This window comes from Mycolicibacterium bacteremicum, assembly GCF_002086115.1.
Lineage (GTDB): Bacteria > Actinomycetota > Actinomycetes > Mycobacteriales > Mycobacteriaceae > Mycobacterium > Mycobacterium bacteremicum.
In genome coordinates, this window is the sequence record NZ_MVHJ01000007.1 from 247,871 (window position 1) to 273,989 (window position 26,119).

26 protein-coding genes, 2 tRNA genes and 2 pseudogenes are annotated in these 26,119 nt (G+C 67.7%); 20 read left to right on the forward strand and 10 right to left on the reverse strand.

Going from position 1 to position 26,119, the window contains the following annotated elements; translation table 11 throughout:
- The first annotated feature begins 81 nt into the window (after positions 1-81).
- Genes BST17_RS11195 through BST17_RS11205 form a run of 3 tightly spaced genes read left to right on the forward strand, consistent with a single transcriptional unit; the run spans position 82 to position 1,451 of the window.
- Positions 82-726: an HNH endonuclease gene (locus tag BST17_RS11195; protein WP_083057889.1), complete on the forward strand. Its 645-nt coding sequence runs from the start codon at positions 82-84 to the stop codon at positions 724-726.
- Positions 727-778: 52 nt separating this feature from the next.
- On the forward strand, positions 779-982 hold the full coding sequence (ctaJ, locus tag BST17_RS11200; RefSeq protein WP_083057891.1) for an aa3-type cytochrome oxidase subunit CtaJ: 204 nt from the start codon (positions 779-781) through the stop codon (positions 980-982).
- Entirely contained in the window at positions 969-1,451 is a 483-nt protein-coding gene (locus BST17_RS11205; RefSeq protein ID WP_083057893.1) for a DUF5130 domain-containing protein, read from the forward strand. Before ctaJ ends, BST17_RS11205 begins: the two co-directional genes overlap by 14 nt.
- 118 nt (positions 1,452-1,569) lie before the next feature.
- Here BST17_RS11205 and BST17_RS11210 read toward each other — a convergent pair whose 3' ends face one another.
- Entirely contained in the window at positions 1,570-1,908 is a 339-nt protein-coding gene (locus tag BST17_RS11210; protein WP_083057894.1) for an HNH endonuclease, read from the reverse strand.
- A gap of 85 nt (positions 1,909-1,993) precedes the next feature.
- Positions 1,994-4,588, reverse strand: coding sequence for an aminopeptidase N (pepN, locus tag BST17_RS11215; protein WP_083057896.1), 2,595 nt, complete (start codon positions 4,586-4,588; stop codon positions 1,994-1,996).
- Positions 4,589-4,684: 96 nt separating this feature from the next.
- Here pepN and BST17_RS11220 point away from each other — a divergent pair, with 96 nt between their 5' ends.
- From BST17_RS11220 to BST17_RS11235, 4 genes are all read left to right on the forward strand, one after another.
- Entirely contained in the window at positions 4,685-5,293 is a 609-nt protein-coding gene (locus BST17_RS11220; protein WP_083057897.1) for a mycothiol-dependent nitroreductase Rv2466c family protein, read from the forward strand.
- A gap of 209 nt (positions 5,294-5,502) precedes the next feature.
- Positions 5,503-6,900, forward strand: coding sequence for a purine-cytosine permease family protein (locus BST17_RS11225; RefSeq protein ID WP_083057899.1), 1,398 nt, complete (start codon positions 5,503-5,505; stop codon positions 6,898-6,900).
- A complete protein-coding gene (locus tag BST17_RS11230) occupies positions 6,897-7,343 on the forward strand; it encodes a nucleoside deaminase (RefSeq protein WP_083057900.1) in 447 nt (148 codons plus the stop codon). Before BST17_RS11225 ends, BST17_RS11230 begins: the two co-directional genes overlap by 4 nt.
- Complete coding sequence (locus tag BST17_RS11235; RefSeq protein ID WP_083057901.1) at positions 7,340-8,299, forward strand: isopenicillin N synthase family dioxygenase; 960 nt, start codon at positions 7,340-7,342, stop codon at positions 8,297-8,299. The genes BST17_RS11230 and BST17_RS11235 overlap by 4 nt, the downstream gene beginning before the upstream one ends.
- On the opposite strand, the gene BST17_RS11240 is transcribed toward BST17_RS11235, so the two are convergent.
- Positions 8,296-9,036 (reverse strand): SDR family oxidoreductase, encoded by a 741-nt coding sequence (locus BST17_RS11240; protein WP_083057902.1) that lies wholly within the window; start codon positions 9,034-9,036, stop codon positions 8,296-8,298. The genes BST17_RS11235 and BST17_RS11240 overlap by 4 nt on opposite strands.
- Before the next feature lie 85 nt (positions 9,037-9,121).
- On the opposite strand from BST17_RS11240, the gene BST17_RS11245 reads away from it, so the two are divergent.
- The 4 genes from BST17_RS11245 to BST17_RS11260 are packed head-to-tail and all read left to right on the forward strand — an operon-like array spanning position 9,122 to position 12,724.
- Entirely contained in the window at positions 9,122-9,661 is a 540-nt protein-coding gene (locus BST17_RS11245) for a TetR/AcrR family transcriptional regulator (protein ID WP_083057903.1), read from the forward strand.
- Between the two features lie 42 nt (positions 9,662-9,703).
- The gene (locus BST17_RS11250) at positions 9,704-10,183 is read left to right on the forward strand and encodes a ribose-5-phosphate isomerase (protein ID WP_083057905.1); all 480 of its coding nucleotides are present in this window, start codon (positions 9,704-9,706) and stop codon (positions 10,181-10,183) included.
- Positions 10,184-10,197: 14 nt separating this feature from the next.
- Positions 10,198-11,004 carry an Fpg/Nei family DNA glycosylase gene (locus BST17_RS11255; RefSeq protein WP_083057907.1) on the forward strand — a complete coding sequence of 269 codons (807 nt, stop codon included), beginning with the start codon at positions 10,198-10,200 and terminating at the stop codon, positions 11,002-11,004.
- 46 nt (positions 11,005-11,050) lie between these two features.
- The gene (locus BST17_RS11260) at positions 11,051-12,724 is read left to right on the forward strand and encodes a cation:proton antiporter (RefSeq protein ID WP_083057909.1); all 1,674 of its coding nucleotides are present in this window, start codon (positions 11,051-11,053) and stop codon (positions 12,722-12,724) included.
- A 72-nt stretch (positions 12,725-12,796) separates the two neighbouring features.
- On the opposite strand, the gene BST17_RS11265 is transcribed toward BST17_RS11260, so the two are convergent.
- The gene (locus BST17_RS11265) at positions 12,797-13,615 is read right to left on the reverse strand and encodes a hypothetical protein (protein WP_083057910.1); all 819 of its coding nucleotides are present in this window, start codon (positions 13,613-13,615) and stop codon (positions 12,797-12,799) included.
- Positions 13,616-13,680: 65 nt separating this feature from the next.
- Positions 13,681-14,863: pseudogene (locus BST17_RS11270) on the reverse strand (serine hydrolase domain-containing protein).
- Between the two features lie 161 nt (positions 14,864-15,024).
- Between BST17_RS11270 and BST17_RS11275 the strand changes: the two are divergent.
- Both BST17_RS11275 and BST17_RS11280 read left to right on the forward strand, forming a co-directional pair.
- On the forward strand, positions 15,025-15,456 hold the full coding sequence (locus BST17_RS11275; RefSeq protein ID WP_083057912.1) for a hypothetical protein: 432 nt from the start codon (positions 15,025-15,027) through the stop codon (positions 15,454-15,456).
- A 117-nt stretch (positions 15,457-15,573) separates the two neighbouring features.
- On the forward strand, positions 15,574-15,822 hold the full coding sequence (locus tag BST17_RS11280; protein ID WP_234807629.1) for a hypothetical protein: 249 nt from the start codon (positions 15,574-15,576) through the stop codon (positions 15,820-15,822).
- A 53-nt stretch (positions 15,823-15,875) separates the two neighbouring features.
- On the opposite strand, the gene BST17_RS11285 is transcribed toward BST17_RS11280, so the two are convergent.
- Positions 15,876-15,946, reverse strand: a tRNA-Gly gene (locus BST17_RS11285).
- 130 nt (positions 15,947-16,076) lie between these two features.
- Between BST17_RS11285 and BST17_RS11290 the strand changes: the two genes are divergently transcribed.
- The 4 genes from BST17_RS11290 (at position 16,077) to BST17_RS11305 (ending at position 19,036) form a co-directional block, all read left to right on the forward strand.
- Positions 16,077-16,150, forward strand: a tRNA-Pro gene (locus BST17_RS11290).
- A 41-nt stretch (positions 16,151-16,191) separates the two neighbouring features.
- Positions 16,192-17,703, forward strand: coding sequence for a trigger factor (gene tig / locus BST17_RS11295; RefSeq protein ID WP_083057915.1), 1,512 nt, complete (start codon positions 16,192-16,194; stop codon positions 17,701-17,703).
- Between the two features lie 110 nt (positions 17,704-17,813).
- Positions 17,814-18,413 carry an ATP-dependent Clp protease proteolytic subunit gene (locus BST17_RS11300; protein ID WP_030133729.1) on the forward strand — a complete coding sequence of 200 codons (600 nt, stop codon included), beginning with the start codon at positions 17,814-17,816 and terminating at the stop codon, positions 18,411-18,413.
- Entirely contained in the window at positions 18,410-19,036 is a 627-nt protein-coding gene (locus tag BST17_RS11305; protein ID WP_083057916.1) for an ATP-dependent Clp protease proteolytic subunit, read from the forward strand. The genes BST17_RS11300 and BST17_RS11305 overlap by 4 nt, the downstream gene beginning before the upstream one ends.
- A gap of 55 nt (positions 19,037-19,091) precedes the next feature.
- Here BST17_RS11305 and BST17_RS11310 read toward each other — a convergent pair whose 3' ends face one another.
- Entirely contained in the window at positions 19,092-19,463 is a 372-nt protein-coding gene (locus BST17_RS11310) for a DsrE family protein (protein WP_083057918.1), read from the reverse strand.
- Positions 19,464-19,629: 166 nt separating this feature from the next.
- Between BST17_RS11310 and BST17_RS11315 the strand changes: the two genes are divergently transcribed.
- Positions 19,630-19,935 carry a hypothetical protein gene (locus tag BST17_RS11315; protein ID WP_109750091.1) on the forward strand — a complete coding sequence of 102 codons (306 nt, stop codon included), beginning with the start codon at positions 19,630-19,632 and terminating at the stop codon, positions 19,933-19,935.
- 301 nt (positions 19,936-20,236) lie between these two features.
- Positions 20,237-21,517 carry an ATP-dependent Clp protease ATP-binding subunit ClpX gene (gene clpX / locus BST17_RS11320; RefSeq protein ID WP_083057920.1) on the forward strand — a complete coding sequence of 427 codons (1,281 nt, stop codon included), beginning with the start codon at positions 20,237-20,239 and terminating at the stop codon, positions 21,515-21,517.
- Between the two features lie 79 nt (positions 21,518-21,596).
- On the opposite strand, the gene fdhD is transcribed toward clpX, so the two are convergent.
- Together fdhD and BST17_RS11330 are read right to left on the reverse strand one after the other, a co-directional pair.
- The gene (fdhD, locus tag BST17_RS11325; RefSeq protein WP_083057921.1) at positions 21,597-22,418 is read right to left on the reverse strand and encodes a formate dehydrogenase accessory sulfurtransferase FdhD; all 822 of its coding nucleotides are present in this window, start codon (positions 22,416-22,418) and stop codon (positions 21,597-21,599) included.
- A complete protein-coding gene (locus BST17_RS11330) occupies positions 22,411-24,750 on the reverse strand; it encodes an FdhF/YdeP family oxidoreductase (RefSeq protein ID WP_083057923.1) in 2,340 nt (779 codons plus the stop codon). The genes fdhD and BST17_RS11330 overlap by 8 nt, the downstream gene beginning before the upstream one ends.
- Before the next feature lie 83 nt (positions 24,751-24,833).
- On the opposite strand from BST17_RS11330, the gene BST17_RS11335 reads away from it, so the two are divergent.
- Complete coding sequence (locus BST17_RS11335) at positions 24,834-25,751, forward strand: LysR family transcriptional regulator (protein ID WP_083057924.1); 918 nt, start codon at positions 24,834-24,836, stop codon at positions 25,749-25,751.
- Position 25,752: 1 nt separating this feature from the next.
- Here the strand turns inward: BST17_RS11335 and BST17_RS29280 are convergent.
- A pseudogene (locus tag BST17_RS29280) lies at positions 25,753-26,119 on the reverse strand (hypothetical protein); the annotation flags it as partial.

The following is a 26,119-nucleotide window of genomic DNA, read 5'->3' on the forward strand; positions in this document are numbered from 1 at the left end:
TTCACCGGACTGACCAGCCAACACCGCCGAAATAGCCGTGCGAGCGATCACAAATCGTGGTGGACTGTCCTCGGAGGACGAATGTCGCAGCGCAAGAAAAGCCCTGCTCGACGAGCGGGCTACCAGTACCCCACGGCCGTGGTCGCTTCTACTGCCGCGCGTTCCCTACAGGTCGCAGAGGCACCGCCCACCGTCGGACAGGGCTCGGTCTGGGGGCGACGACGGGTACTGCTGCTCAACTCGACCTACGAACCGCTGACCGCGCTCCCGATGCGTCGGGCGGTGATCATGCTGATGTGTGGCAAGGCCGACGTCGTGCACGACGACCCGTCCGGCCCGGTCATCCACTCCGCGACGCGCACCATCGTCGTCCCCTCGGTGATCCGGCTGCGCACCTTCGTCCGGGTGCCCTACCGGGCCCGTATCCCGATGACCCGCGCCGCGCTGATGCACCGTGACCGGTTCCGGTGCGCCTACTGCGGGGGCAAGGCCGACACCGTCGACCACGTCATCCCGCGCAGCCGCGGTGGCGAGCACTCCTGGGAGAACTGCGTCGCGGCCTGCTCGGCGTGCAACCACCGCAAGGCCGACCGGCTGCTCGCCGAGCTGGGCTGGTCGCTGCGGTCGGCCCCGATGCCGCCCAAGGGGCAGCACTGGCGGCTGCTGTCCTCGGTGAAGGAACTCGACCCCGCCTGGGTCAGATATCTGGGTGAAGGCGCGGCGTGAACGACGCTTGCGCTAGGTTTGCCTTGTGAGTACAGCACTTGCCCATGGCCTGATGGGTGGGATCCCCATCGTCATCTTCCTGGTGTTGGCCGCGCTGGCCTATCGCCACAAGGGACCGCACCCGGAGTCTTACAAGCTCGGCGACGAGTGGACCCACGATCCGATCCTGTGGGCAGCCGACGAGCCGGCCGATCATGGCCACGGCGGCCACGGCCATCACGTGACAGTGGGAGGTGGCGCAAGTGGCAAGTGGTAGCCATACCAACGAGATCGCCAGGACCAGCACCGATCTGGAGCTGCCCTACGGCTACGCGCTGACCAGCAGCGGCCGCATCTCCGGTGTCACCGAACCCGGTGAGCTGTCCGTGCACTACCCGTTCTCGATCAAGGACCTCGTCGCCCTGGACAACGCGCTCAAGTACGGGTCGCGCTACGCCAAGGCACGCTTCGCGGTCTTCATCGGCGACCTCGGCGCGGACACCGCGGCCACGGCCCGCGAGCTGCTGGCCAAGGTGCCGACCGCCGACAACGCGGTGTTGCTGGCCGTATCGCCGAACCAGAAGGCCATCGAGGTCGTCTTCGGCTCCGAACTCAAGGGTCGCGGCGCCGAAACCGCCGCACCGCTCGGGGTGTCCGCCGCGCTCGGATCGCTGCGTGAGGGCAATCTGATCGACGCCCTGGTCAGCGCCGTCAACGTGATGTCCGCGGCGATCTCGCCGGCCTGATCGACGCTGTACACCCGGCCCTGGTACCTCGGTACCGGGGCCGGGTGCATTTCAGGCCGCAGTCGCCGAGGTTCACACCAGGAGCGGATACCGCGCGCGGCAGACCCCTGACGTGCGCTCAGGCCAGTTGCGCGCGAATCGCGACGTAGCGCTCCAGGAACAGCCGCTCGTCGAGACGCTTGCGGCGCATCCAGCCGGTGACCTCGTCATTGCACTTGCTGGCGTTGCACGCCGCGCAGGCGGGCACCACGTTCTCGATCGTGTAGCGCCCGCCGCGCGAGATCGCCATGACGCAGTCCCGCTGCATCGGCTTGCCCGTCACCCCACAGTAGGCGCAGCCGCCCCAGGCATCCTGGATGGCCGCCCACTGCGCGACGGTGAGGTCGTTGACGACCGCCTTGACGCGGCGGGTGCGCCGCCGGGCGGCGCGGGCTCTGCGCGAGTTGCTGACGGCCACCGGGAAATCATGCGCGGCGAGGGTGCGATAACTCGGGTGCGCGAGCGGCGTGTCGGGGAGCAGACATGCACCCTCGGCGGGGAGGTCAGCTGATGTCGTAGGCGCGGGCCTTCAGCGACCGCTCCACCCCGGCCCGACCCTCGAGCACCAGGCGGCGCAGCGCGGGCGGCACATCCGGACCGGACAGGAACGCATCGGCGGCGTCCAGCCCGCCCTGGCTGATGTCCCACGACGGGTACAGCCCGATCACCACGGTCTGGGCGACCTCGCTGGAGCGGCGCTCCCACACACCCGGGATGGAGGCGAAGTACAGGTCCCGGAACCGGGCGAGCAGTTCGGCCTGCCCGGGCTGCACGAAGCCACCGACGATGGCGCGGGTGGTGATGTTGGGCAGCGTGTCGTCCTCGATCACCTGCTGCCAGGCCGCGTTCTTGACGGCCACCTGCGGGCGCGCGGCCGAGGCCGCCGCCGCGCTGCGCCGCCCGGCCGCGGTGCGGTCACCCTCGGCCTCGGTATCGATGAACGGCGTCTCGGCACCGTCGGCGTCGATCACGCCGGCCCGCGCGAGCGCGGTGACGATGCGCCAGCGCAGGTCGGTGTCGATCACCAGGCCGGTCAGGTTCACCGCCGCGGGCTCGTTGTCCAGCAGCGTGGACAGCACGGCGATGTGGTTGGGCGCGAGCACCGAGGTGGTCAGCGCGTTGACGAACGCCAGCTGATGATCCGAGCCGGGCGCCGACTCGCGGGCCAGGTCCAGCAGCGCGTCGCCGAAGGCCGGCCAGCCGTTCTCGGCGGCCCACTGCGGGTCCGCGTAGGAACCCAGCGCGGTCTGCGCCTGCAGCAACAGTCGTTGCGCCACACCGACTTCGCTTTCGGCGTGGATCCCGGAGATCACCAGCGTCACGAAATCGCGGGCCTTCAGCTCGGCCTCGCGGGTCATCTCCCAGGCCGCCGACCAGGCCAGCGTGCGGGGGAGCGGCTCGGCGATGTCGGCGATCCGGGTCAGTAGCGTCTGCAGCGATTCCGGGTCCAGCCGCAACGAGCAGTAGGTCAGGTCGTCGTCGTTGACCAGGATGAACTTGCCGCGCGAAACGCCTTCCAGCGCAGGCACTTCGGTGGCGGCACCCTCGACGTCGAGTTCCTCGCGGTGCACCCGGACGAGCTTGCCGGAGGCGTCCTCGTCGTAGATGCCGACGGCCAGCCGGTGCACGCGGGTCTCCCCGGCCCCCGGCGCCGCCCCGGACTGATGCACCGCGAAGCGGGTGAACTTACCGTCGGCGTCGACGTCGAAGTCGGCCCGCAGCGTGTTCAGCCCGGTGGTCTTGAGCCACTGCTGGCCCCAGCCCGACAGGTCGCGTCCCGAGGACTTCTCCAGCGCGCCCAGCAGGTCACCGAAGGTGGCGTTGCCGAACGCATGGTCGCGGAAGTAGTCGCGCAGCCCGGCGAGAAACGCGTCCAGGCCGACATATGCCACCAGCTGCTTGAGCACGCTGGCGCCCTTGGCGTAGGTGATGCCGTCGAAGTTCACCTCGACCGCATGCAGGTCGGGGATGTCGGCGGCCACCGGATGGGTGGACGGCAGCTGGTCCTGCCGGTAGGCCCAGGACTTCTCGACGTTGGCGAACGTCGTCCACGCCTGGGTGTACTCGGTGGCCTCGGCCTGGCACAGCACCGAGGCGAAGGTGGCGAAGGACTCGTTGAGCCACAGGTCGTCCCACCACTGCATGGTGACCAGGTCGCCGAACCACATGTGCGCCATCTCGTGCAGCACGGTCTCGGCGCGGCGCTCATAGGAGTAGCGGGTGACCTTGGACCGGAAGACATAGTCCTCCAGGAAGGTCACCGCGCCGGCGTTCTCCATGGCGCCGGCGTTGAACTCCGGCACGAACAGCTGGTCGTACTTGCCGAACGCGTACGGTTCGCCGAAGTTGCGGTGGTAGAAGCCGAATCCCTGCTTGGTCTCGGTGAACAACCGGTCGGCATCCATGAACTCGGCCAGCGATGCGCGGCAGAAGATGCCCAGTGGGATGTCACCGTGGTCATCGGTGTAGACGTCGTCCCAGCGGGCGTACGGCCCGGCGATCAGCGCGACCAGGTAGGTGCTCATCTTCGGGGTGGTGACGAAGGTGTGGGTGCCGCCCTCCACCGATGCGGTGGCGCCGTTGGAGATCACCTGCCAGTGCTCGGGAGCCTTCACCGTGACGTCGAAGGTGGCCTTCAGATCGGGCTGATCGAAGCAGGCGAACATCCGCTTGGCGTCGGCGGTCTCGAACTGCGAGTACAGGTACACCTCGTTGTCGACGGGGTCGACGAACCGGTGCAGGCCCTCACCGGTGTTGGAGTACAGGCAGTCGGCGTCGACGATGAGCTCGTTGTGTTCGGCCAGGCCGGTCAGTGCGATGCCGGCGGACTCGTCATAACCGGATACGTCGAGGCTGTGGCCGTTGAGGGTGGCGCTGCGGACGGTGTCGGCGGCGAGGTCGATGTAGGTCTCGGCGCCGGCGAGGGCTTTGAACGTCACGGTGGTCACGGACCGGAAGGTCCGTTCACCGGGTTGATTCCCCGGGTCGCCTTGCTCCTGCCCGCCGGAGGTGAGGTCCAGTTCGATGCGGTAGTTGTCCACGGTCACCAGCGCCGCGCGCTCGGCGGCCTGGTCGCGAGTCAGATTGGGAAGAGCCACGAGGCCTAACTTAGTCCCCTGGCGGGAACATATGCCGGGCGGCAATAGTTGTGCGGTCGAGAAGAGGACTCCGTCGCAATCGAGAGGATCATCTGTATGGCCGCCAAAGATGTCGCAGGATTCTGGTTCGACCCGCTGTGCCCGTGGTGCTGGATCACCTCGCGTTGGATCCTGGAGGTCGAGAAGGTCCGCGATATCGAGGTCAACTTCCACGTGATGAGCCTGGCGGTGCTCAATGAAGGCCGCGACCTGCCCGAGAACTACCAGGAGATGATGAAGAAGGCCTGGGGTCCGGTGCGGGTGGCGATCGCCGCCGAGCAGGCGCACGGGCCGGAGGTGCTGTCCCCGCTGTACACCGCGATGGGCACGCTGATCCACAACGAGGGCAACAAGGACTTCGATGATGTGATCAAGAAGTCGCTGGAGCAGGCCGGGCTGCCCGCCGAGCTCGCCGAAGCCGCCACCACCGACACGTACGACGAGGCACTGCGCAAGAGCCACCACGCGGGCATGGACGCCGTGGGTGACGATGTCGGCACCCCGACCATCCACGTCAACGGTGTCGCGTTCTTCGGCCCGGTGCTCTCCCGGATCCCGCGCGGCGAGGAGGCCGGCAAGCTGTGGGACGCCTCGGTGATCTTCGCGTCCTACCCGCACTTCTTCGAGCTCAAGCGCACCCGGCACGAGTCGCCCGAATTCGACTGACGGGCCCTGGAGCCCCTACTTCTCTGCCGATCGCGTAGCGCAATCCAGCGCGCATATCGACGCGCCAGTCGCTGTGTCCGACAGCGCATTTGTCGACGAACAGCAACCATCGGGCAGATGGATCCGCGGTGTACGGCGACGAAATCCGAAGGTGTGAGATTCCGTCGTTCCGGTTGCAAGCATGTGCCGGGCGCGTCAAAGTGCTCAGAATGACAGCGGCTGAACCCACCACCGACGGCACCTACCGGGACCGGATCGTCGCCGTCGAACCCGGCGGCAACGAGTTCATCGCCGAGGCCGACCGGCACGGCAGGCCCAGTCAGCTGCTGTGGACCTGGGCGTCGCCCAACCTGGAGTTCGCGACCATCTTCCTCGGTGTGCTGGCGGTCTCGTATTTCGGGATGAACTTCTGGCAGGCCGCCGCGGGCATCATCGTCGGCGCCGGGCTCGGGGCGGTGGCGCACTTCTTCCTGTCCGCCCGCGGCCCGCAACTCGGGGTGCCGCAGATGGTGAGCGGACGACTTGCCTTCGGCTACAAGGGCAATGCGGTGCCCTCGACGCTGATGGCGGTGACCGCCGGCGTCGGCTGGTTCGCCACCAACAGCATCAGCGCCGCCTTCGCGCTGTCCACCCTGTTCGGCATCGGTCCGCTGCTCGCGCTGGTGCTGGTCGTCGTCGTGCAGACCGCGCTGGCCTTCTTCGGGCACAACCTGGTGCAGGCCTTCGAGCGGTGGGCGTTCCCGGTGCTGGCGGTCATCTTCGCGATCACCTCGGTGCTGATCATGACCAAGGCCGATCTCGGTGCACCCGCCCTCGACGGTGGCGTCGGGGGACTCGGTGGATTCCTGCTGACGGTGGGCACCACGTTCGGCTACGTCGCGGGCTGGGCACCCTATGCCGCGGACTTCAGCCGCTACCTGCCCACCAGCGTCTCGCCGCTGCGCACGGGTCTTTTCGCCGCGGCCGGGTTGTTCGGCGCCTGCACCATCCTGGCCATCGTCGGCGCCGCCTCGGTCACCATCGTGACGGCGAGCGCAAGCGACAACCCGACCGATGCCTTCACCAGTTCGCTGCCCGGTTGGTTGGCCGCCGCCACCCTGCTGGCCATCGCGATCGGAGCGGTCGCGGCCAACGCCATCAACGTCTATTCGGCAGGCATGGCGTTCGTCACCACCGGTGTCCGGTTGCCCGCCCATATCGCCCGGGCGTTGGCCACGGCCTTCTTCGGGTTGGCCGGATTCCTGGTTGCCTGGTGGGCGCTGGCCGACGCCGCGACCAGCTACAAGAGCTTCCTGTTCCTCATCGCCTACTGGGTCGGCCCGTGGCTGGGTGTGGTGTTCGCCGATCAGTTCCTGCGCCGCGGCCACCGGGTGGACGGATTCCTCTATGACCGCAATTACTCGAACTGGCCGGGACTACTGTCGTTCCTGATCGGTCTGGTGGTGTCATTCCTGCTGTTCTGCAATCAGGAGCTGTTCGTGGGATATGTGGTGCGGGCGGTGCCCGAACTCGGTGACATCGGATTCTTCGTCGGGTTCCTGCTGGCTGCGGGCAGTTACCTGGTGCTCTGCCGATCCAAGATCGACGCAGCGAAGGTGACCGTATGACCCCGGAGCAGATGCTCGACGTCGCCGTCGACGAGGCACGAAAAGGTCTGGCCGAGGGCGGCATTCCGATCGGTGCCGCGCTGTTCACCACCGATGGTGTGCTGCTGGGCAGCGGGCACAACCGGCGCGTACAGAACGACGACCCGTCGGTGCACGGTGAGACCGACGCCTTCCGCAACGCCGGCCGTCAGCGTGATTACCGGTCCACGGTGATGGTGACGACGCTGTCACCGTGCTGGTACTGCAGTGGCCTGGTGCGCCAGTTCAACATCGGCGCCGTGGTGATCGGGGAGGCCAAGACGTTCTCCGGCGGGCACGACTGGCTGGCCGAGAACGGTGTGCAGGTCACCCTTCTGGAGGACGAGCGGTGCGTGTCGATGATGACGGAGTTCATCGCCGACCGGCCCGATCTGTGGAACGAGGACATCGGAGTGGCTGAATGAGTGCCATTGCAACGGTAGACCTCTCACGCTGGTACGCCGGCGGCACGGCTGCCGAGGAGTTGGCGGTCGAGGTCGACGAGGGGCTGCAGCGGGCGGGTTTCATCGTGGTCACCGGACACGGTGTCGACGCCGGTCTGGCGGCCCGGGTGCGCGCGGCGAGCCGCGAGTTCTTCGCCCTGCCCACCGAGGTGAAGCAACGGTATTCGGTGCCGGTCGGCGGGCACGGTTGGATCGGTCCCGGCGCGGAGGCCAACGCCTACGCCGAGGGCACCGAGACGCCGCCGGATCTCAAGGAGAGCTTCAGCCTCGGTGCGGAGACCGCCACCGGGGATCCCGAGGTGGATCGGATCTGGTTCGCCCCCAACGTCTGGCCGGCCGAGGTGGCACACCTGCAGGGCCTGGTCGACGAGTACACCACCGCCATGCGCACGCTGTCCGATGACCTCTTGGCGTTGTTCGCTGCGGCACTCGGCCTGTCCGACAACCCGTTCGCCGCCTTGGCGAGCCGGCCGACCTGGACGATGAACATCAACCACTATCCGCCGGTCAGTGTCGTCGGGGAGCCCGAGCCCGGTCAGTTCCGCATCGGTCCGCACACCGACTTCGGCACCGTCACGGTCCTCGACCGCGAACCGGGTGCCGGTGGGCTGCAGGTGTATTCGGAGGAAGCCGGGTGGGAGGACGCCCCGTGGGAGCCGGGCGCGCTGACGGTCAACATCGGCGATCTGCTGGAGTACTGGAGTGGACGGCGCTGGCCGTCGGGCCGGCACCGGGTGTTGCCGCCGCAGCCGCACGCACCCGAGGAGGATCTGGTCTCGCTGATCTACTTCTACGAGGCCAACCACGATGCGCTGGTCACCCCGCTGGAACCGCCGGTCGGCCGCGTCGGCGGCCTCGACCCCGTGACCTCGGCCGATTTCATCAAGGAGCGGCTCGACGCGATCACGGTCGGCTAACCCTGCACGGTCGGGCGGATCACCAGCTCGCCGATCTCGACCTCCCAGGGCTGATCGATCGCGAACTCGACCGTTCTGGCGATCGCGTCCGGATCGAGCGCGAACGTCTGCATCCCGTTTTCGATCTCGGCGCGGATGGCCGGGTCGGTGATCGAGTCGCTGAACTCGGTGCGTACATACCCCGGCGAGATCGCGGTCGTCTTGAGCGTCCCGTCGGTGGACTCCCGGCGCAGTCCCTCCAGCAGGGTGCGCACGGCGTTCTTGGTGGCCGCGTAGACCGCCATCGTCGGGGCGATCTGCAGGCCGGCCGTCGAGACGATGGTGACGAGGTGCCCGCGGCCCTGCCGCTCGAAAACGGGTAGCGCGGCGTCGATCCCGTGGAGCACCCCGCGCAGGTTGACGTCGATCATGGCGTCCCAATCGCCGCGGCGTCGTGCAGCCACCGGTGATATCGGACCGATCCCGGCGCTGCTGACCAGCACGTCGAGACGGCCGAACCGCGCCACCGCCGACTCGACCAGTCGTTGCAGGTCCTTGGCCCTGGTGACATCGACCGCGACGGTGCCGGCCCTGCCTCCCGCGGCTCGCAGCTCGGCGGCCAGGTCGTCGAGCCGGTCGGTGCGACGCGCGCCCAGCACGACGGCGCACCCGCGCGAGGCCAGCCTGCGGGCGGTCGCCGCGCCGATACCGCTGCTGGCGCCGGTGATGGCCACGACCTTGTCGGCGAGTGAGTCCATGATCTAGCCTTTCCAGAGATACGGACAAGTTGTCCGTTTCCATATAAGCGGACAAAGTGTCCGTTTTCAAGACGGGGGGGCGAATGTGTCCGAGCGCACCGATGCGGCGCGCAACCGGGCGGTCATCATCGAGGCCGCGCGCCGGCTCGTCACCGAACCGGGCGAACTCAAGCTCAGCGCGGTGGCACGGGCGGCCGGTGTCGGCCAGGCCACGCTGTATCGCCATTTCGGCACCCGGGATGATCTGATGCGCGCGCTCTACGACGACGAGATCGACGAATTGGTCTCCGCGGCATACGCGTTGCTGGATCAACAGCCACCCGTCGAGGCGCTGCGGCGGTGGTTCACCCACCTCGCTGCGTACGCCCGGGTGAAGTTCGGGGTGATGGCCGCAGTCGAGGCGTCCGTCTGGCGGGACATCGCCGCGCAGACACCGGGCAAGCTCGGTGACGCCCTCGGCGCCCTGCTCGCCGCCGGCCGAGACGCCGGGGTGCTGCGCGGCGACGTCGATCCGCGCGACGTCATCCTGCTGTCCTGGTTCCTGGCCCACGTCGAGGAGGACGAATGGGACGAGCGCACACCGCGCCTGCTCGGCGTCCTGCTCGACGGGTTGTCGGCTCGCTAGGTGCGCGATGTGCCGACGGGCGGGATTAGTAGGGTTACCGCCATGCGCGTGTACATCGGTGCCGACCATGCCGGTTTCGAGTTCAAGAAGACCATCATCGAGCACCTCACCAAGAGCGGCCACGAGCCGATCGACTGCGGCGCCTACAGCTACGACGCCGACGACGACTACCCGGCGTTCTGCATCGACGCCGCGGTCAAGACCGTCGCCGACCCCGACAGCCTGGGTATCGTGCTCGGCGGATCGGGCAACGGCGAGCAGATCGCCGCGAACAAGGTGCCTGGCGCCCGCTGCGCGCTGGCCTGGAGTGTCGAAACCGCGAAGTTGGCCCGCGAGCACAACAACGCCCAGCTCATCGGGCTCGGCGGCCGCATGCACAGTGAGGAGGAGGCGCTGGCCATCGTCGACGCCTTCCTGGCGACGCCGTGGTCGGAAGCCGAACGCCACCAGCGTCGCATCGACATCCTGGCCGCCTATGAGGTCGACCACGTCGCGCCGCCGGTGCCCGGCGCCCCGGCGTGACCGTGGCCTGACACATGCCTGAGGGGCACACGCTGCACCGGCTCGCCCGGCTGCACCAGAAGCGGTTCGGGAAGGCGCCGGTCACGGTGTCCAGTCCGCAGGGCCGGTTCAGCGATGGCGCGGCCGCGGTGTCCGGTCGGGTGCTGCGCCGCTCCGATGCCTGGGGCAAACACCTGTTCCACCACTACGACGGTGGCGCGGTGGTGCACGTTCACCTCGGCCTGTACGGCAGTTTCCGCGAGGCACCGCTCGGCGAGGACGGCGCACCGCCCGCGCCGGTCGGCGCGGTCCGGATGCGGATGATCGGCGCCGACTACTACACCGACCTACGGGGACCGACGGCGTGCGAGGTCATCGATGACGGGGGAGTCGACGATGTGATCGCGCGGCTCGGTCCGGACCCGTTGCGCCCCGACGCCGACCCGGAGCTGGCGTGGAAACGAATCTCCAAGTCCCGCCGCACCATCGGTGGACTCCTGATGGATCAGGCGGTGTTGGCCGGCGTCGGCAACGTCTACCGCAGCGAGCTGTTGTTCCGCCACCGGATCGATCCCTACCGGCCCGGCACGCACATCGACGGTGACGAATTCGGTGACATGTGGACCGACCTCGTCGCGTTGATGAAGGTCGGGGTGCGGCGCGGCAAGATCATCGTCGTACGGCCCGAAGACGACCGCGGTGCGCCGTCCTACCGCGAAGGCCGGCCGCGCACCTATGTCTACCGCCGCACCGGTGAGCCGTGCCGGGTGTGCGGTACTCCGGTGCGCACCGCGGAACTGGAGGCCCGCAACGTGTTCTGGTGTCCCACCTGCCAGAGCTGACCTGCGCGGTCGGCGGGTCCCAGGGCCGGCAGGGAGAATCGCAGCCGTGGAACTGATTCTCGTGGTCGTCGGGGCCATCGTCGTGACGGCCATCGCGCACCGGCGCGGCCTGGAACCGGCGTTGATCATCGTCGTCGTCGGCATCGTGGTGTCGTTCGCGCCGGATTTCGAACCGCCGGAACTGGACTCGCACATCCTGCTCACGGTGGTGCTGCCGCCGCTGCTCTACTCGGCGGCGCTGAACTTCTCCTTCCCGACGTTCCTGCGCAACATCCGCCCCATCCTCGGCCTGGGCGTCGGGCTGGTGGTGGTCAGCGCGTTCACCGTCGCGGCGGTGTCGGCGTGGCTGGTGGTGGTGCCCCTGACGTTCGCGACGGCGCTGGTGCTCGGGGCCATCGTGGCCCCGCCGGACGCGGTGACCGCCGTCGCGGTCGGCCGCAAGCTGGGGTTGCCCAGGAAGGTGATGGCCATCCTGACCGGGGAGAGCCTGATCAACGACGCCGCCGCGCTGACGCTGTTCAGCATTGCGGTGGCGCAGGTGGCCGGCACCCACACCTTCATCGCGAACCCGGTGCTGCTGTTCACCTACAGCGCGGTGCTGGGGCCCGTGGTCGGCGCCGTGCTCGGCTACATCACGCTGTGGATCCGGCGTCGGCTGGCCAATCCGGGACTGGAGACCGTGCAGGGCCTGGTGGTGCCGTTCGCCGCGTTCATCGTGGCCGAGGAGATGCATGCCTCCGGCGTGCTGGCCGTCGTGGTCGCCGGGTTCGTGGTGGGCAACGGGACACTCTCCGCGGGCTATCAGACCCGGCTGCAGGAGCGCTACGTGTGGAATTCGGTCGACGTGCTGCTGGAGGCCTTCGTCTTCGCCTATATCGGCCTGCACCTGCGCTTCGTGCTCGAGGACCTGCAGCAGGCACACGAATCGTTGCGACAGGTCGCGATCGCGTCGGCGATCGTGCTGCTGATCGTCCTGGTGATCCGCCCGCTGTCGGTGTTCCTGATGTTCGGTCGCAGCAAGCTGGCCCGCCATGTCGAGGCCAAGTGGAGTGTGCCGGCCCCAGAGAACGGTCGCGGTGCTGCACGCCGGCCGCTCGGCAGATGGCGGTCCCGGATAGACCGTCGCTCACTGAGCTGGCAGGAGAATGTGGTGGTCTCGTGGACGGGGATGCGCGGGGTGGTCACGCTGGCCGCCGCGGCCGCGATCCCGGCGACCACGGTGGACGGGGAACCGTTCCCGGAACGGGCCACGATCCAGGCGATCGCGTTCGTGGTCAGCGTCGGCACCCTACTCATCCAGGGATCCACCCTGCCCTGGCTGATCCGGCGCTTGCAGTTGTCGCGTTTCAACGATGACCACGCGGCCGACCGGGCCGAGGAGGTCAAGGCCGAGCAGGTCGTGCAGCAGGCGGCCGAGGGTGTGCTCGCCGAGTTCCGGGCCAACCCGCCGGCGGGGATCGACCAGGACCTGGTGACCGAGATCCGGGCCGTGATCGCGCGGCACGCGCAGGATGCCGACGAGATGCCCGATCCGGGTGCGCAGACCAAACGGGCCGAGGTGTTCTCGAGCATGTACCTCTCGGTGCTGGGCGCCCAGCGCGCGGCGCTGATCACCGAACGCGACGAGGGCCGCATCGAGGACGAGGCAGTGCGAGCGATGCTGGAGCGGCTGGATCTGCAGGAGGCCAGTGTCACGGCCCGACTGGAGAGCCGGCTCTGATTCGGCTGCCGCGAATGCGACGTTTCTGCGGTCATCCGGGCCTCGGGAGCGCAGAAACGTCGCACTCGTGAACTAGAAGTCGAAACCGCCGAAGTCGCCGCCACCGAAGTCGCCACCACCGAAGTCGCCGCCGCCATCCCAGCCGCCGGAATCCCAGCCGCCCTGGTCGCCGCCGCCCCCGCCGGGGGCGTCGCCGCCACCGTCGAGCTGACCCTGGTCGAGCCCGTCCTGGAATCCGTCGCCATAGCCGTTCTCGAAGGCCTGCGCGTCATAGCCGACACCGGACATTCCGCTGAACATCGCGCTGAACAACATGGCCGAGCCCAGGCCCCAGGCACCGGCGACCAGCGCCGGCTTCCACCACGGCTCGGAGTACCAGCCGGCCGGGACCGGTCGTCCGGCGACCCGGCCGCCCGGGTAGTAGTTGGGTGTGCGCTCCGACGGCGAGGGGGACGCCTCGATCTGACGGCCCTCGAAGTCGACGCGCCGATCCTCGGTCACGACACCCGCAGAGCGTTGTCCGGCAAGGGATTCCAGCTCCGGTCCGGGATCCATGCCCATCGCGGTGCGCGCCGCGCGGACGTAGTAGAGACCCTCGATGGCGCTCTCCTTGGCCAGCTCGGCCTGCTTGGCGGTGGTGGCCTGCTCGATCTGCGAGGACGCCGCGGTGTAGCGCTCGGAGGCGTCCGCCATCGCCTGCTTGGAGGCGTCGTCGTTGCCGGTGATGTTGAGCACCTGACCGCCCAGTCGCTCGATCACCCGGCGGGCATCGGCCTTCGCATCGGCGAGCGCGTCGGCGGCCTTGCGGCCGTTGGCCTGTGAGGAGTTGTAGACGACAAAGGCGATCGCCGCGATGACCAGGATGATGAGGATGACGAGAACGCCGTTCATGACGTCCAGCGTACCGACAGGAAACAGTGGCTTCCTGTGTTCGATCACAGCGAACAGCCGCGCGATCAGCCGACTTTCACACCGAGCGCGGAATACACCTCATTCGACAGCGCCAGCGTGCGCGGATCGGCATTGCACTTGGTCGCATCGAAATAGTTCATCACGTACGAGTAGCCGATCCGGTGTTCCAGATCCACGAATGCGAACGATCCACCGGAACCGCCGTGGCCGAAGATGGCGGTGTTCGGTCCAGCCGTCCCGCGCTGGTTGAGCATGTAGCCCAGACCCCAGCCGTGGTCGGCAACACGCGGGCCCAGTACGACGTCGGTGTCGAATCCGCCCTGGGACACCCGAACTCGCTGCATCACGTCGCGGCTCAGCAGCTTCTCCTGGGCCAGCGCGTTGTAGAACGTCGCGAGCCCGTGGGCACTGACAATGACTGTTGGTACCGGGAAATTCAGCAGTGCGCCAGCGGTCGATGTCGGCCGAGCCGAGTTCGTCGTCGGGCACGAATCCCATCGCCACCGACAGCCCGGCCATCGGATGCTCGTCGAGGCGCAGCGGGCGCCCGGGCGCGCCGCCGCCGGCGAGCACATCGCGGATGTGCGGCTTGTTGATCATCTCTGCGCAGCGATGGTGCTCGGCCGCGGGCAGGCCGACATGGACGTCGATGCCCAGCGGTTCGGCGATCTCGGTGCGCAGGTAGTGGCCGAGCGTGCGACCGGTGACCCGGCGGACCAGTTCGCCGAGGATGAACCCGAACGTCACCATGTGATAGCCCTGCGCCGTCCCCGGTTCCCACCACGGCGCCGAGGCCGCGATCTGGCCGCAGACCGAGTCCCAGTCGAGGGTCTCCTCGGGCAACATCCGGCGACGCGGCCCGATCACGCCCGACCGGTGCGACAACACCATCGCGACGGTGATGTCCTGCTTGCCGGCCTGCGCGAACTCCGGCCAGTAGCGGGCGACGGGGGAGTCCAGGTCGATCTCGCCGCGGTCGGCGAGCAGATGGATGCAGGTGCTCGTCAGGCCCTTGGATCCGGAGTAGATGCTCGCCAGCGTGTCCGCCTGCCAGGGGCGTAGGCCGGCCGCATCGGCGGTGCCGCCCCACAGATTGACCACCAGATCGCCGTCGACCCAGACGGCGACGGCCGCGCCGACGTCTCCACGGAGGGAGAAGTTCTGTTCGAATGCGTCGCGCACCCTGTCGAAATCGGGAACGCAGACACCGGCGACGGCAACAGCCAAGGCCGCACCTCCAGTCGCCGCGGATACCTGCCCGCCACGGTACGGCGTGTGGCGCCGGGCCGGGTTACGCCGCGATCGCGGTTGGGTGACGAAGCGCGCCAGAAAGTGGAAATCACCCGGCGTCGACGGCGATACGGTTGTCTTGGGGCAAGGGGGATCTGATGATCGGCAGATGTGTGGCGGCCGCGTTCGGCGCCGTCGCGGTGGCAATGGCGGCCGCCTGTGGTGGCAGCACATCCGGGATGGCCACCGCTCCCGATGACGTCACGCCGTACACCTCGACCACCTCGACGTCGAAGGGGCCGGAGAGAACCTCCGTGACGACGGCCCCGACCACCGACGCGCCGGCGGGCGTATCCGCTGAGGCGGTGGCCGCGGTGCGCTCCGCGGGAATCGCCGGCTCTGACAGTGCGATCGCCGATCAGCTGTCATTGGCCTGCATCATGGGCGACGGCAGCTTCAACGACACCCGGCAGGACGTGGTCGACGTGCTCGTGCAGATGGGGAGCGAACTGCCGCCCGACGCGCTGCGCACGATCGTGGACGTGGCGATCGAGTACGAGTGCCCGGAGCTCGCGGACAAGCTCCGTTGACCGGTGACAGCGTTTACCGCGCGGCGTAAATTCGGGATTGCAGTACTCGGAGGCGAAGCGACTCCGAACACGCGGGTCGGGGACCTTTCACGAGGGGGCCTGCACATGGTGATCACTGTGCGAAGCATCGCGATAGCCGGCGCGGGGGCGCTACTGCCGTTGGCGTACGCGACATTCGTGTCGATGGGCGATGCCCGGGCGGCCGAGTGCGGGCCGGGGACGTTCTATGACGCGCCGACCAACACCTGCCTGGCCGCGCCGTTGCCGCCCCCACCCCCGCCGCCGTGGAACGGTGACCCGACGCCCGGCTTCTCGATCGGAGTGTGTGCGCCGATCCCCTTCGTGTCGTTGTGCACCGGGATCTGAGTACGAAAAACGGCCCTACCAGCGTTTCCGCCGGTAGGGCCGTTTCTCTCGAGAGCGGGCGACGGGAATCGAACCCGCGTAGCTAGTTTGGAAGACTAGGGCTCTACCATTGAGCTACGCCCGCGTGCGGTGCATCGCAGACTGTACCGGCGAAGGCGCGATCAAATCCAATTGATGGCGCCGCGACACGTGCCCGTAGTATCTCGCGTGGTCGGCGTGCGTGCGTGCCGACCGAGGCAGGGCACGAACAGGCACGGGGTGTAGCGCAGCTTGGTAGCGCATCCGCTTTGGGAGCGGAAGGCCGCAGGTTCAAATCCTGTCACCCCGACCGCACGAGCAACACGGAACACACATACAAGGAGTAACGCAGTGAAGAGCACCGTCGAGAAGTTGAGCCCGACCCGGGTTCGGATCAACGTGGAGGTGCCCTTCACCGAGCTGGAGCCCGACTTCGACCGCGCGTTCAAGCAGCTGGCCGGCCAGGTCCGCCTGCCCGGCTTCCGTCCCGGCAAGGCCCCCCGCAAGCTGCTCGAAGCCCGCATCGGCCGCGGCGCCGTCCTGGAGCAGGTCGTCAACGACGCGCTGCCCAGCCGCTACAGCGAGGCCGTCACCTCCGCGGAGATCCAGCCGCTCGGCCAGCCCGACATCGAGGTCACCAAGCTCGAGGACAACGAGGAGCTGGTGTTCACCGCCGAGGTCGACATCCGCCCCGAGATCGAGCTGCCGGACCTGTCCGCGCTGAAGATCACCGTCGACCCGATCGAGATCGCCGACGACGAGGTCGACACCGAGCTGCAGAACCTGCGCGCCCGCTTCGGCACCCTCACCGGTGTCGAGCGCCCCGCCGCCGAGGGTGACTTCGTCTCCATCGACCTGTCGGCCACCGTCGACGGCAATGACGTCCCCGAGGCCGCCACCGAGGGCCTGTCCCACGAGATCGGCTCCGGCCAGCTCATCGAGGGCCTCGACGAGGCGATCATCGGCCTCAAGGTCGACGAGTCCAAGGTCTTCACGACCACCCTGGCCGCCGGCCCGCACGCCGGCCAGGAGGCCGAGGTCACCGTGACCGTCAAGTCGGTCAAGGAGCGCGAGCTGCCCGAGGCGGACGACGAATTCGCCCAGCTGGCAAGCGAATTCGACACCATCGAGGAGCTCAAGGAGAGCCTCGTCGAGCAGGTGAAGCGCGTCAAGCGCATCCAGCAGGCCGAGCAGATCCGCGACAAGGCGCTCGAGGCGCTGCTCGACGATGTCGAGGTGCCGCTGCCCGAGGCGATCGTGCAGGCGCAGGTCGACGACACCCTGCACAACGCCATCCACGGGCTGGACCACGACGAGGACAAGTTCAACGAGAGCCTCACCGAGCAGGGCAGCAGCCGCGAGGAGTTCGACACGAACACCCGCACCGAGGCCGAGAAGGCCGTCAAGACCCAGCTGCTGATGGACGCCGTCGCCGACAAGCTCGACATCCAGGTCGGCCAGGCCGACCTGACCGAGCGCCTGGTGCTGATGTCGCGGCAGTACGGCATCGAACCGCAGCAGCTGCTGCAGGTGCTGCAGCAGAACAACCAGCTGCCGGCCATGTTCGCCGATGTGCGTCGCGGGTTGACCATCGCCGCCGTCGTCTCCGGTGCCACCGTCACCGACACCGAGGGCAACGTGGTCGACACCGCCGAGTTCTTCGGCCCGGCCGGTGGTGAAGAGGCCGCCGACGCCGAGGCCGCCGAGGAGCTGGCCGTCGAGGACCCCGCCGCCGACGATGTCGACACCGAGTCCGCGGACGACGCCGACGAGAAGGCGGAGAAGGCCGAGAAGAAGGCCAAGAAGGACAAGAAGTCCGCGAAGAAGAAGTCCGCCAAGGACGAGGACGACGCCGACGAGTGACGCTGTGAGCGAAAGCGCGCCTGTTGGGGCGTGCTCTTCGCTGCGCGTTCGTTAATGTCGGTGAACGAGTACGACAACTCGAAGAAAGCAGGTATCCAGCCGTGACTGACATGCGTGGTGGCACGTCGGGGCTCAACCTCATCGATTCGGTATATGAGCGACTGCTCGCCGAGCGCATCATCTTCCTGGGCACCCAGGTCGATGACGACATCGCCAACCGGTTGTGCGCGCAGATTCTGCTGCTGGCCGCGGAGGACCCCACCAAGGACATCCACCTCTACATCAACTCGCCCGGTGGCTCTGTCACCGCGGGCATGGCCATCTACGACACGATGGTGTTGGCGCCGTGTGACGTGGCGACCTACGCGATGGGCCTGGCCGCGTCGATGGGTCAGTTCCTGCTGGCCGCCGGCACCAAGGGCAAGCGCTACGCCCTGCCGCACGCCCGGATCATGATGCATCAGCCCTCGGCAGGCATCGGTGGTAGCGCCGCCGACATCGCCATCCAGGCCGAGCAGTTCGCTCTGACCAAGAAGGAGATGAACCGGCTGAACGCCCAGTTCACCGGTCAGTCCCTGGAGCGGGTGGAAGCCGACGCGGACCGTGACCGCTGGTTCACCTCCTCGGAGGCCTTGGAGTACGGCTTCGTCGACCACATCATCACCAGTGTCAGCGTCAACGGCGAGGGACCAGGAGCAGGTATCAAATGAACCCGATGCAATCGCGCTACATCCTGCCGTCGTTCATCGAGCACTCCAGCTTCGGCGTCAAGGAATCCAACCCGTACAACAAGCTGTTCGAGGAGCGCATCATCTTCCTCGGCGTGCAGGTGGATGACGCGTCGGCCAACGACATCATGGCCCAGCTGCTGGTGCTCGAGTCGCTCGATCCCGACCGCGACATCACGATGTACATCAACTCGCCCGGTGGCTCTTTCACCAGCCTGATGGCCATCTACGACACCATGCAGTACGTCCGTGCCGACATCCAGACGGTCTGCCTCGGTCAGGCGGCCTCGGCCGCCGCGGTGCTGCTTGCCGCCGGTACCCCCGGTAAGCGGCTGGCGCTGCCGAATGCCCGCGTGCTGATCCACCAGCCCGCCGTCGGTGGGGCGATCCAGGGGCAGGTGTCGGATCTGGAGATCCAGGCCGCCGAGATCGAGCGCATGCGCAGCCTGATGGACACCACCCTGGCCCGGCACACCGGCAAGGATCCGGCCGTCATCCGCAAGGACACCGACCGCGACAAGATCCTCACCGCCGCAGAGGCCAAGGAGTACGGCATCATCGACACGGTGCTGGAGTACCGGAAGCTGTCGGCGCAGACCGCCTAGTTCCGCAGACCGTTCACGACCCCGGTTCGCCTCGGCGAGCCGGGGTCGTGTGCGTTCAGTAACTGAACGTGGTGGCCCCGTCGCCGATCCACTCCCACAGTTGCACCGTGCCGCCGGGCTCGGCGCCGTCGATGAAGCCGTCGGCGTCGAGCTTCTTGGATTCGATGCAGATCGGACAGACGAGGAAGCGTCCGTCGGCCTTCCGGTAGCGCTCGATCAGGCTCGCCAGCGGCGGGCACCCCTCGCAGGCGGTGGCGACGGCGACCCCGGGCACCACCAGGCGCACGGCTTCCTTGGTCAGGAACATCATGGTGGGTCTGCCGGATTCGGCCGCCCCGACGGCGACCAGGAAGGCCACCGTCACCTTCTCGGCATCCTCCAGTCCCGTGGTGAGACTGATCGCTGCCTTGTTCGTGGAATTGGTCATACCTAGATCCTCACGCCGGATCGGGTCGGCGTATATGGGGCATTTGCCCCACTTCCCCGATGCGGCCGTGCACCGATTGTTGACGTTTGCGTCAAAATGCCCTCGCCGCGAGTTGCCGAGTGCAACGCTGATGCCGGGTCGGGCGGGGCAGAGGGGAGATGTTGTGATGACGCATCGGATGACGCTGTTCACGGCGGGGTTGACGATCGGGAGCGGACTGCTGGCCGCACAGATGTTGCTGCCGCCGCTCGGCCATGCCGAGGAGCCGGCGTGCCCGCCCGGTACCTACTGGAACCCGGCGGTGGTTCAGTGCCTGCCCTACGGCGTCAACCCCGTGGTGGGGCCGGCCGGTCCGGTGGGCGTGGGCGGGGTCGTCGGTCCGGTGGGCGTCGGCCCGGTCGGTCCGGGACCGGTGGGGCCGGGCCCGGTCGGTCCGGGACCGGTGGGTCCCGGTGGTCTCGGACCGCGGTGAACAAATATCCCGATGTTTGCCGTCGGCCGCGGACGGTATCGTGGACAGCGGCGAACTGCGCGGCGCGACCTGGTTGTTTACACGGCAATCCCGTCACGGCGGCGACACGCCAGGGATACGGTCCGCGTGCCGCCGGGTGGCAAGCCACCGGGAGAGATATGTTCTCCTGCACGCGAACGAATACCACCGACGCGATTCGGCCCTTCGGTCGCACCGTGACGGAACGAACGGGTAGCGTCGGGTTAACCCCCGGGGCAACCCACATCTGACTGACTGCAAACAGGAAGTAGGACCCTCCCACATGGCGCGCATTGGAGATGGCGGAGACCTGCTGAAGTGCTCGTTCTGTGGAAAGAGCCAAAAGCAGGTCAAGAAGCTCATCGCAGGGCCTGGTGTGTACATCTGCGACGAGTGCATCGACCTCTGCAACGAGATCATCGAAGAGGAGTTGGCGGACGCCGACGACGTCAAGCTCGATGAGTTGCCCAAGCCTGCCGAGATCCGCGAGTTCCTTGAGGGCTACGTCATCGGGCAGGACACCGCCAAGAAGACCCTGGCGGTTGCGGTCTACAACCACTACAAGCGCATCCAGGCGCAGGAGAAGAGCCGCGACTCGCGGGCCGAGCCGGTGGAGTTGGCCAAGTCCAACATCCTGATGCTCGGGCCCACCGGCTGCGGCAAGACCTACCTGGCCCAGACGCTGGCCAAGATGCTCAACGTCCCGTTCGCCATCGCCGATGCGACCGCGCTGACCGAGGCCGGCTATGTCGGTGAGGATGTCGAGAACATCCTGCTCAAGCTGATCCAGGCCGCCGACTACGACGTCAAGCGCGCCGAGACCGGCATCATCTACATCGACGAGGTCGACAAGATCGCCCGCAAGAGCGAGAACCCGTCGATCACCCGCGATGTGTCCGGTGAGGGTGTGCAGCAGGCGCTGCTGAAGATCCTGGAAGGCACCCAGGCCTCGGTGCCTCCGCAGGGCGGCCGCAAGCATCCGCACCAGGAGTTCATCCAGATCGACACCACCAACGTGCTCTTCATCGTGGCCGGTGCGTTCGCGGGCCTGGAGAAGATCGTCTCGGACCGGGTCGGCAAGCGCGGGTTGGGGTTCGGCGCCGAGGTGCACTCCAAGGCAGAGATCGACACCCAGGACCACTTTGCGGAGGTCATGCCCGAGGACCTGATCAAGTTCGGTCTGATCCCCGAGTTCATCGGCCGCCTGCCGGTCGTCGCCTCGGTGACCAACCTGGACAAGGAGTCGCTGGTTCAGATCCTGTCCACCCCGAAGAACGCCCTGGTGAAGCAGTACACCCGGCTGTTCGAGATGGACGGTGTCGAACTGGAGATGACGCCCGAGGCGCTCGATGCGATCGCCGACCAGGCCATCCATCGCGGCACCGGCGCCCGTGGCCTGCGAGCCATCATGGAAGAGGTCCTGCAGCCGGCGATGTACGACATCCCCAGCCGCGACGACGTCGCCAAGGTGGTCGTCACCAAGGAGACCGTGCTCGACAATGTGCTGCCGACCATCGTGCCGCGTAAGCCGGCCCGCAGCGAGCGTCGCGACAAGAGCGCCTAGGCGTCCCGCTCACAGCGAAAGCCCCCGCCGACGGCGGGGGCTTTCGTGTTTCTCGGTCTGCGCGGACGGGTCGGCGAGGTCAGACGATCCGGTCCGGCCGGGAGTAGACGTTCATCGACTCACCGCGCAGGAACGCCACCAGCGTCAGACCGGACTGGCTGGCCAGGTCGACGGCCAGCGAGGAGGGCGCCGAGACCGCGGCCAGCACCGGGATGCCGGCCATCACCGCCTTCTGGGTGAGTTCGAACGAGGCGCGCCCGCTGACCAGCAGGACGGTGCCCGCCAGCGGGATCCGGTCGGATTCGAGTGCCCACCCGATCACCTTGTCCACCGCGTTGTGCCGGCCGATATCCTCCCGCACCACCAGCGGTTCGCCATCGGTGTCGAACAGGGCCGCCCCGTGCAGGCCGCCGGTGGCGGCGAACACCTTCTGCCGTCGGCGTAGCTTGTCGGGCAGTGCGGCGATGGTCTCCGCGGCGACGGTGGCCGGATCGTCACCGGGCCCGTGCTTACTGCTCAACCGGACGGCATCCAGTGAGGCCTTGCCGCATACGCCACACGATGATGTCGTGTAGAAGTTCCTGGTGACATCAACATCAGGCGTCGGGACATCGCCCGCCAACGTCACGTCGAGCACGTTGTACGTGTTGAGCCCGTCCGGGCCCGCGCCGCTGCAGTATTGAACGCAGACGATATCGGCCCGCCCGGCGATCAGCCCCTCGGTGAGTAGGAAGCCCTGCGCCAGTTCGACATCGGAACCCGGGGTGCGCATGGTCACGGTCAACGGCGTGCCGTTCACCCGGATCTCCAGCGGCTCCTCGACAGCCAGTGTCTCCGGTCGGGCAACCGCCTGATCGGCGGTCACGTGCTGCACCCGGACCCGGGTGGTGACCCTACCCATGGTCTTGTCCGTCGCTTCGCTCGGCCGGCCGGGCCTTCTCCAGGCGCACCACGATGGCCTTCGAAACCGGCGTATTCGACCGCGCCGCAACGTGATCGAGTGGCACCAGCGGGTTGGTCTCCGGGTAGTACGCCGCTGCATTGCCTTTCGGTGTCGAGTACGGTACGACCCGGAAGGCCTCGGCGCGGCGCTCCTGGAGATGTCCGTCGGCATCGGTGAATTCGGACACCAGGTCGACGATGTCACCCTCGGCGAGGCCGAATCCCGCGATGTCGGCGGGGTTGACGAACACCACCCGGCGACCGCCCTTCACCCCGCGGTAGCGGTCGTCGAGACCGTAGATCGTGGTGTTGTACTGGTCGTGGCTGCGCATGCTCTGCAGCACGAGCCGGCCGGGCGGCACCGGCACCCACTCCAGCGGATAGGTGGCGAAGTTGGCCTTGCCGGTGATCGTCGGGAATTCGCGCGAATCCCTCGGCGGGTGGGGGAGCTGGAAGCCGTCCGGGGCGCGCACCTTGCGGTTGTAGTCGGCACAGCCCGGGACGACGGCGGCGATGGCATCGCGGATGGTGTCGTAGTCGGCATGAAAGGTGCTCCACGGCACCGGATGCTCGCTACCGAACAGGGCGTGCGCCAGCTGGCAGATGATCGCCACCTCGCTGCGCACCTGATCGCTCGGCGGGTGCAGGCTGCCGCGGGACAGGTGCACCATCGACATCGAATCTTCCACCGACACCAACTGTTTGCCGCCGGCCTGGATATCGCGGTCGGTGCGGCCCAGCGAGGGCAGGATCAGCGCCATCCGGCCGTGCACCAGGTGGCTGCGGTTGAGCTTCGTCGAGACCTGCACGGTCAGCGTGCAATTGCGCAGCGCTGCCGCGGTGACCTCGGTGTCCGGGGTTGCGGAGGCGAAATTGCCGCCCATCGCGATGAACACCTTCGCCTTGCCGTCGCGCATTGCCCGGATCGCATCGACGGTGTCGTAACCGTGCTTGCGGGGGCTGACGATGCCGAAGTGCTCGTCCAGCGCGTCCAGGAACGGATTGGGCATCTTCTCCCAGATGCCCATGGTGCGGTCTCCCTGCACGTTGGAATGGCCGCGGACGGGGCACAGACCGGCGCCGGGCTTGCCGATCATCCCGCGCAGCAACAACAGATTCGAGATCTCGGCGATCGAGGGCACCGCGTGCTTGTGCTGGGTCAGGCCCATCGCCCAGCAGACGATGATGCGCTGCGCGGAGGCCATCATGTGCGCGACCCTGTCCAGCTGTGCGCGCTCGATGCCCGTGGCGTCCAGCACGGTGTCGAGGTTGACCTCGCGTGTCTGACGTTCATAATCGGCGAACCCGGAGGTGTGTTCGGCGATGAAGTCCCGGTCGATGATCTGGACATCTTGGCCCGCCGCATCCTGGGCCTCGAAGAGCAGCCGCCCCAGCCCGGCGAACAAGGCCATGTCACCGCCGATGCGGATCTGGACGAACTCGTCGGCGATCGGCACGCCGTCGCCGACCACGCCGTGTACCTTCTGCGGATCCTTGAACCGGATCAACCCGGCCTCGGGCAGCGGGTTGATCGCGATGATCTTGGCGCCGTTGGCCTTTGCCTTCTCCAGGATGGACAGCATGCGCGGATGGTTGGTGCCCGGGTTCTGCCCCGCGATGACGATCAGGTCCGAGACGGTGAGGTCCTCGACGGTGACGGAGCCCTTGCCGATGCCGATGGCGTCGACCAGTGCGGTGCCCGACGACTCGTGGCACATGTTGGAACAGTCGGGCAGGTTGTTGGTCCCGAAGCTGCGGACCAGCAACTGGTACAGGAAGGCGGCCTCGTTGCTTGTCCGCCCGGAGGTGTAGAACACGGCCTCGTCCGGGCTGGACAGGGCCTGCATCTCGCCGGCGATCAGCCGGTACGCGTCGTCCCAGCTGATCGGGCGATAGTGATCGTCACCCGGGTGCAGCACCATCGGCTCGGTCAGACGACCCTGCTGGGACAACCAGTACTCGGGTTCGTCGGACAGCTCGGCGATCGAGTGCCGGGCGAAGAAGTCGGCGGTGACGGTCCGCTTGGTGGCCTCCTCGGCGACGGCCTTGGCGCCGTTCTCGCAGAACTCGGCAACCTTGCGGCCCCCGTGCTCTTCGGGCCAGGCGCACCCCGGGCAGTCGAATCCATGCCGCTGGTTGAGCCGGGCCAGGGCTGCCGCGGTGCGCACCGGACCCATCTGCGTGAGGGCGCGCTGCATGCTGACCATGACGGCCTTGACCCCGGCAGCCTCGTCCTTGGCGCCGCTGACGACGAGATCGTCTTCGTGATACGTCGCGTCGATATCGGTCATCACTCCAACCTAGACCCGGCCGCGCCCGCCGCAGGTCAGATCATATTTGCTATTTCACATGCAGTGATAGACGCTTGCTATCGATGGCCAATGACATCCAATTGCAGCACCTGGACTATCTGCTGGCGCTGGCGGCCGAGCGGCACTTCGGCCGCGCCGCCGCACGGTGTCACGTGAGTCAGCCGACGCTGTCGGTGGCGATCCGGCGGCTGGAGAAGGATCTCGGCATCGTGATCGTGCAGCGCGGACATCGCTTCGAGGGGTTCACCGAGGAGGGCCGCCGGGTGGTCGCCTGGGCGCAGCGCATCGTGGCCGAGCGTGATGACATGCTCACCGATATCGAGCGGATGCGGGGGCGGTTGACCGTCACGGCGCGAATCGGCGCGATACCTACGGCGGTCCCGGTCAGCCCGTTCATCTCCGCGGAATTCCTGGCGCGTAATCCGGCGGCCTCGGTGCGGATCGAGGCGCTGTCGTCACGCGAGATCGCGCGGCGACTGGCCGATTTCGAGATCGACGCCGGCCTGACGTACCTGGATGATGAGGCACCTCCGGGAACCCGGTCGGTCGAGTTGTACCGGGAGCAGTATGTCCTGCTGGCTCCGCAGGACCACCCGCTGCTGCTGACCGCGGAGGTGGCGTGGTCGGACGCCGCCAAGCTCGATCTGTGCGTGCTCACCACGACGATGCGCAATCGCCGGATCCTGGATGCCAACATGGCCGCCGAGGGCGTGCAGTACCGCCCTGCCGTGGAGGCGGACTCCGTCGACGCGCTCTATGCGCATCTGGCCGGATCCGGACGGGCGACGATCGCGTCGACCGCATGGCTGCCGACGCTCGGTCTGCCGCAGGGCTTTTCCGCCCGGCCGATGGTGCAGCACGGCGCCCGGCCGGCGATCGGTCTGGTGGTGCTGGACCGGGTGCCGGCCTCCATCGTGGCGGCCGCGCTCGTCGAGGTGGCCTCCGGGTTGGACATCGGAGGCCACCTCGGCGGCTCGTGAGTCACGGTCCGCGCACACCGATGCTGCCGTGGTGATGGTCACCGGTGACCCACTCCCAGAAGTCGATGTCGGCAGTGAGTCGGCGGAATCGTTCGAGCAGCGCGGCGTCGGTGATGTCGTCGTCGGTGATGTCGTCATCGGGCCAGCGGGTCTCGTCGAACATGTACTCCGGCAGGTCGACGCTGACCTCGTGGCCCGGCCAGGGATCCTCGTCTTCCGGCCGTGGCGTCTCGTCGAATGCCTTGGCCCGCGGCGGGTTCTCGGGTGGGTGCAGTAGCCGGTCGAGTTGTCCGGCCCGGTCGGCCCATTGCGATCGGTCGTGCGGCGGGTGTCGGAGGAGTTCGGGGCGGTGGTGGTAGTTGATGCGG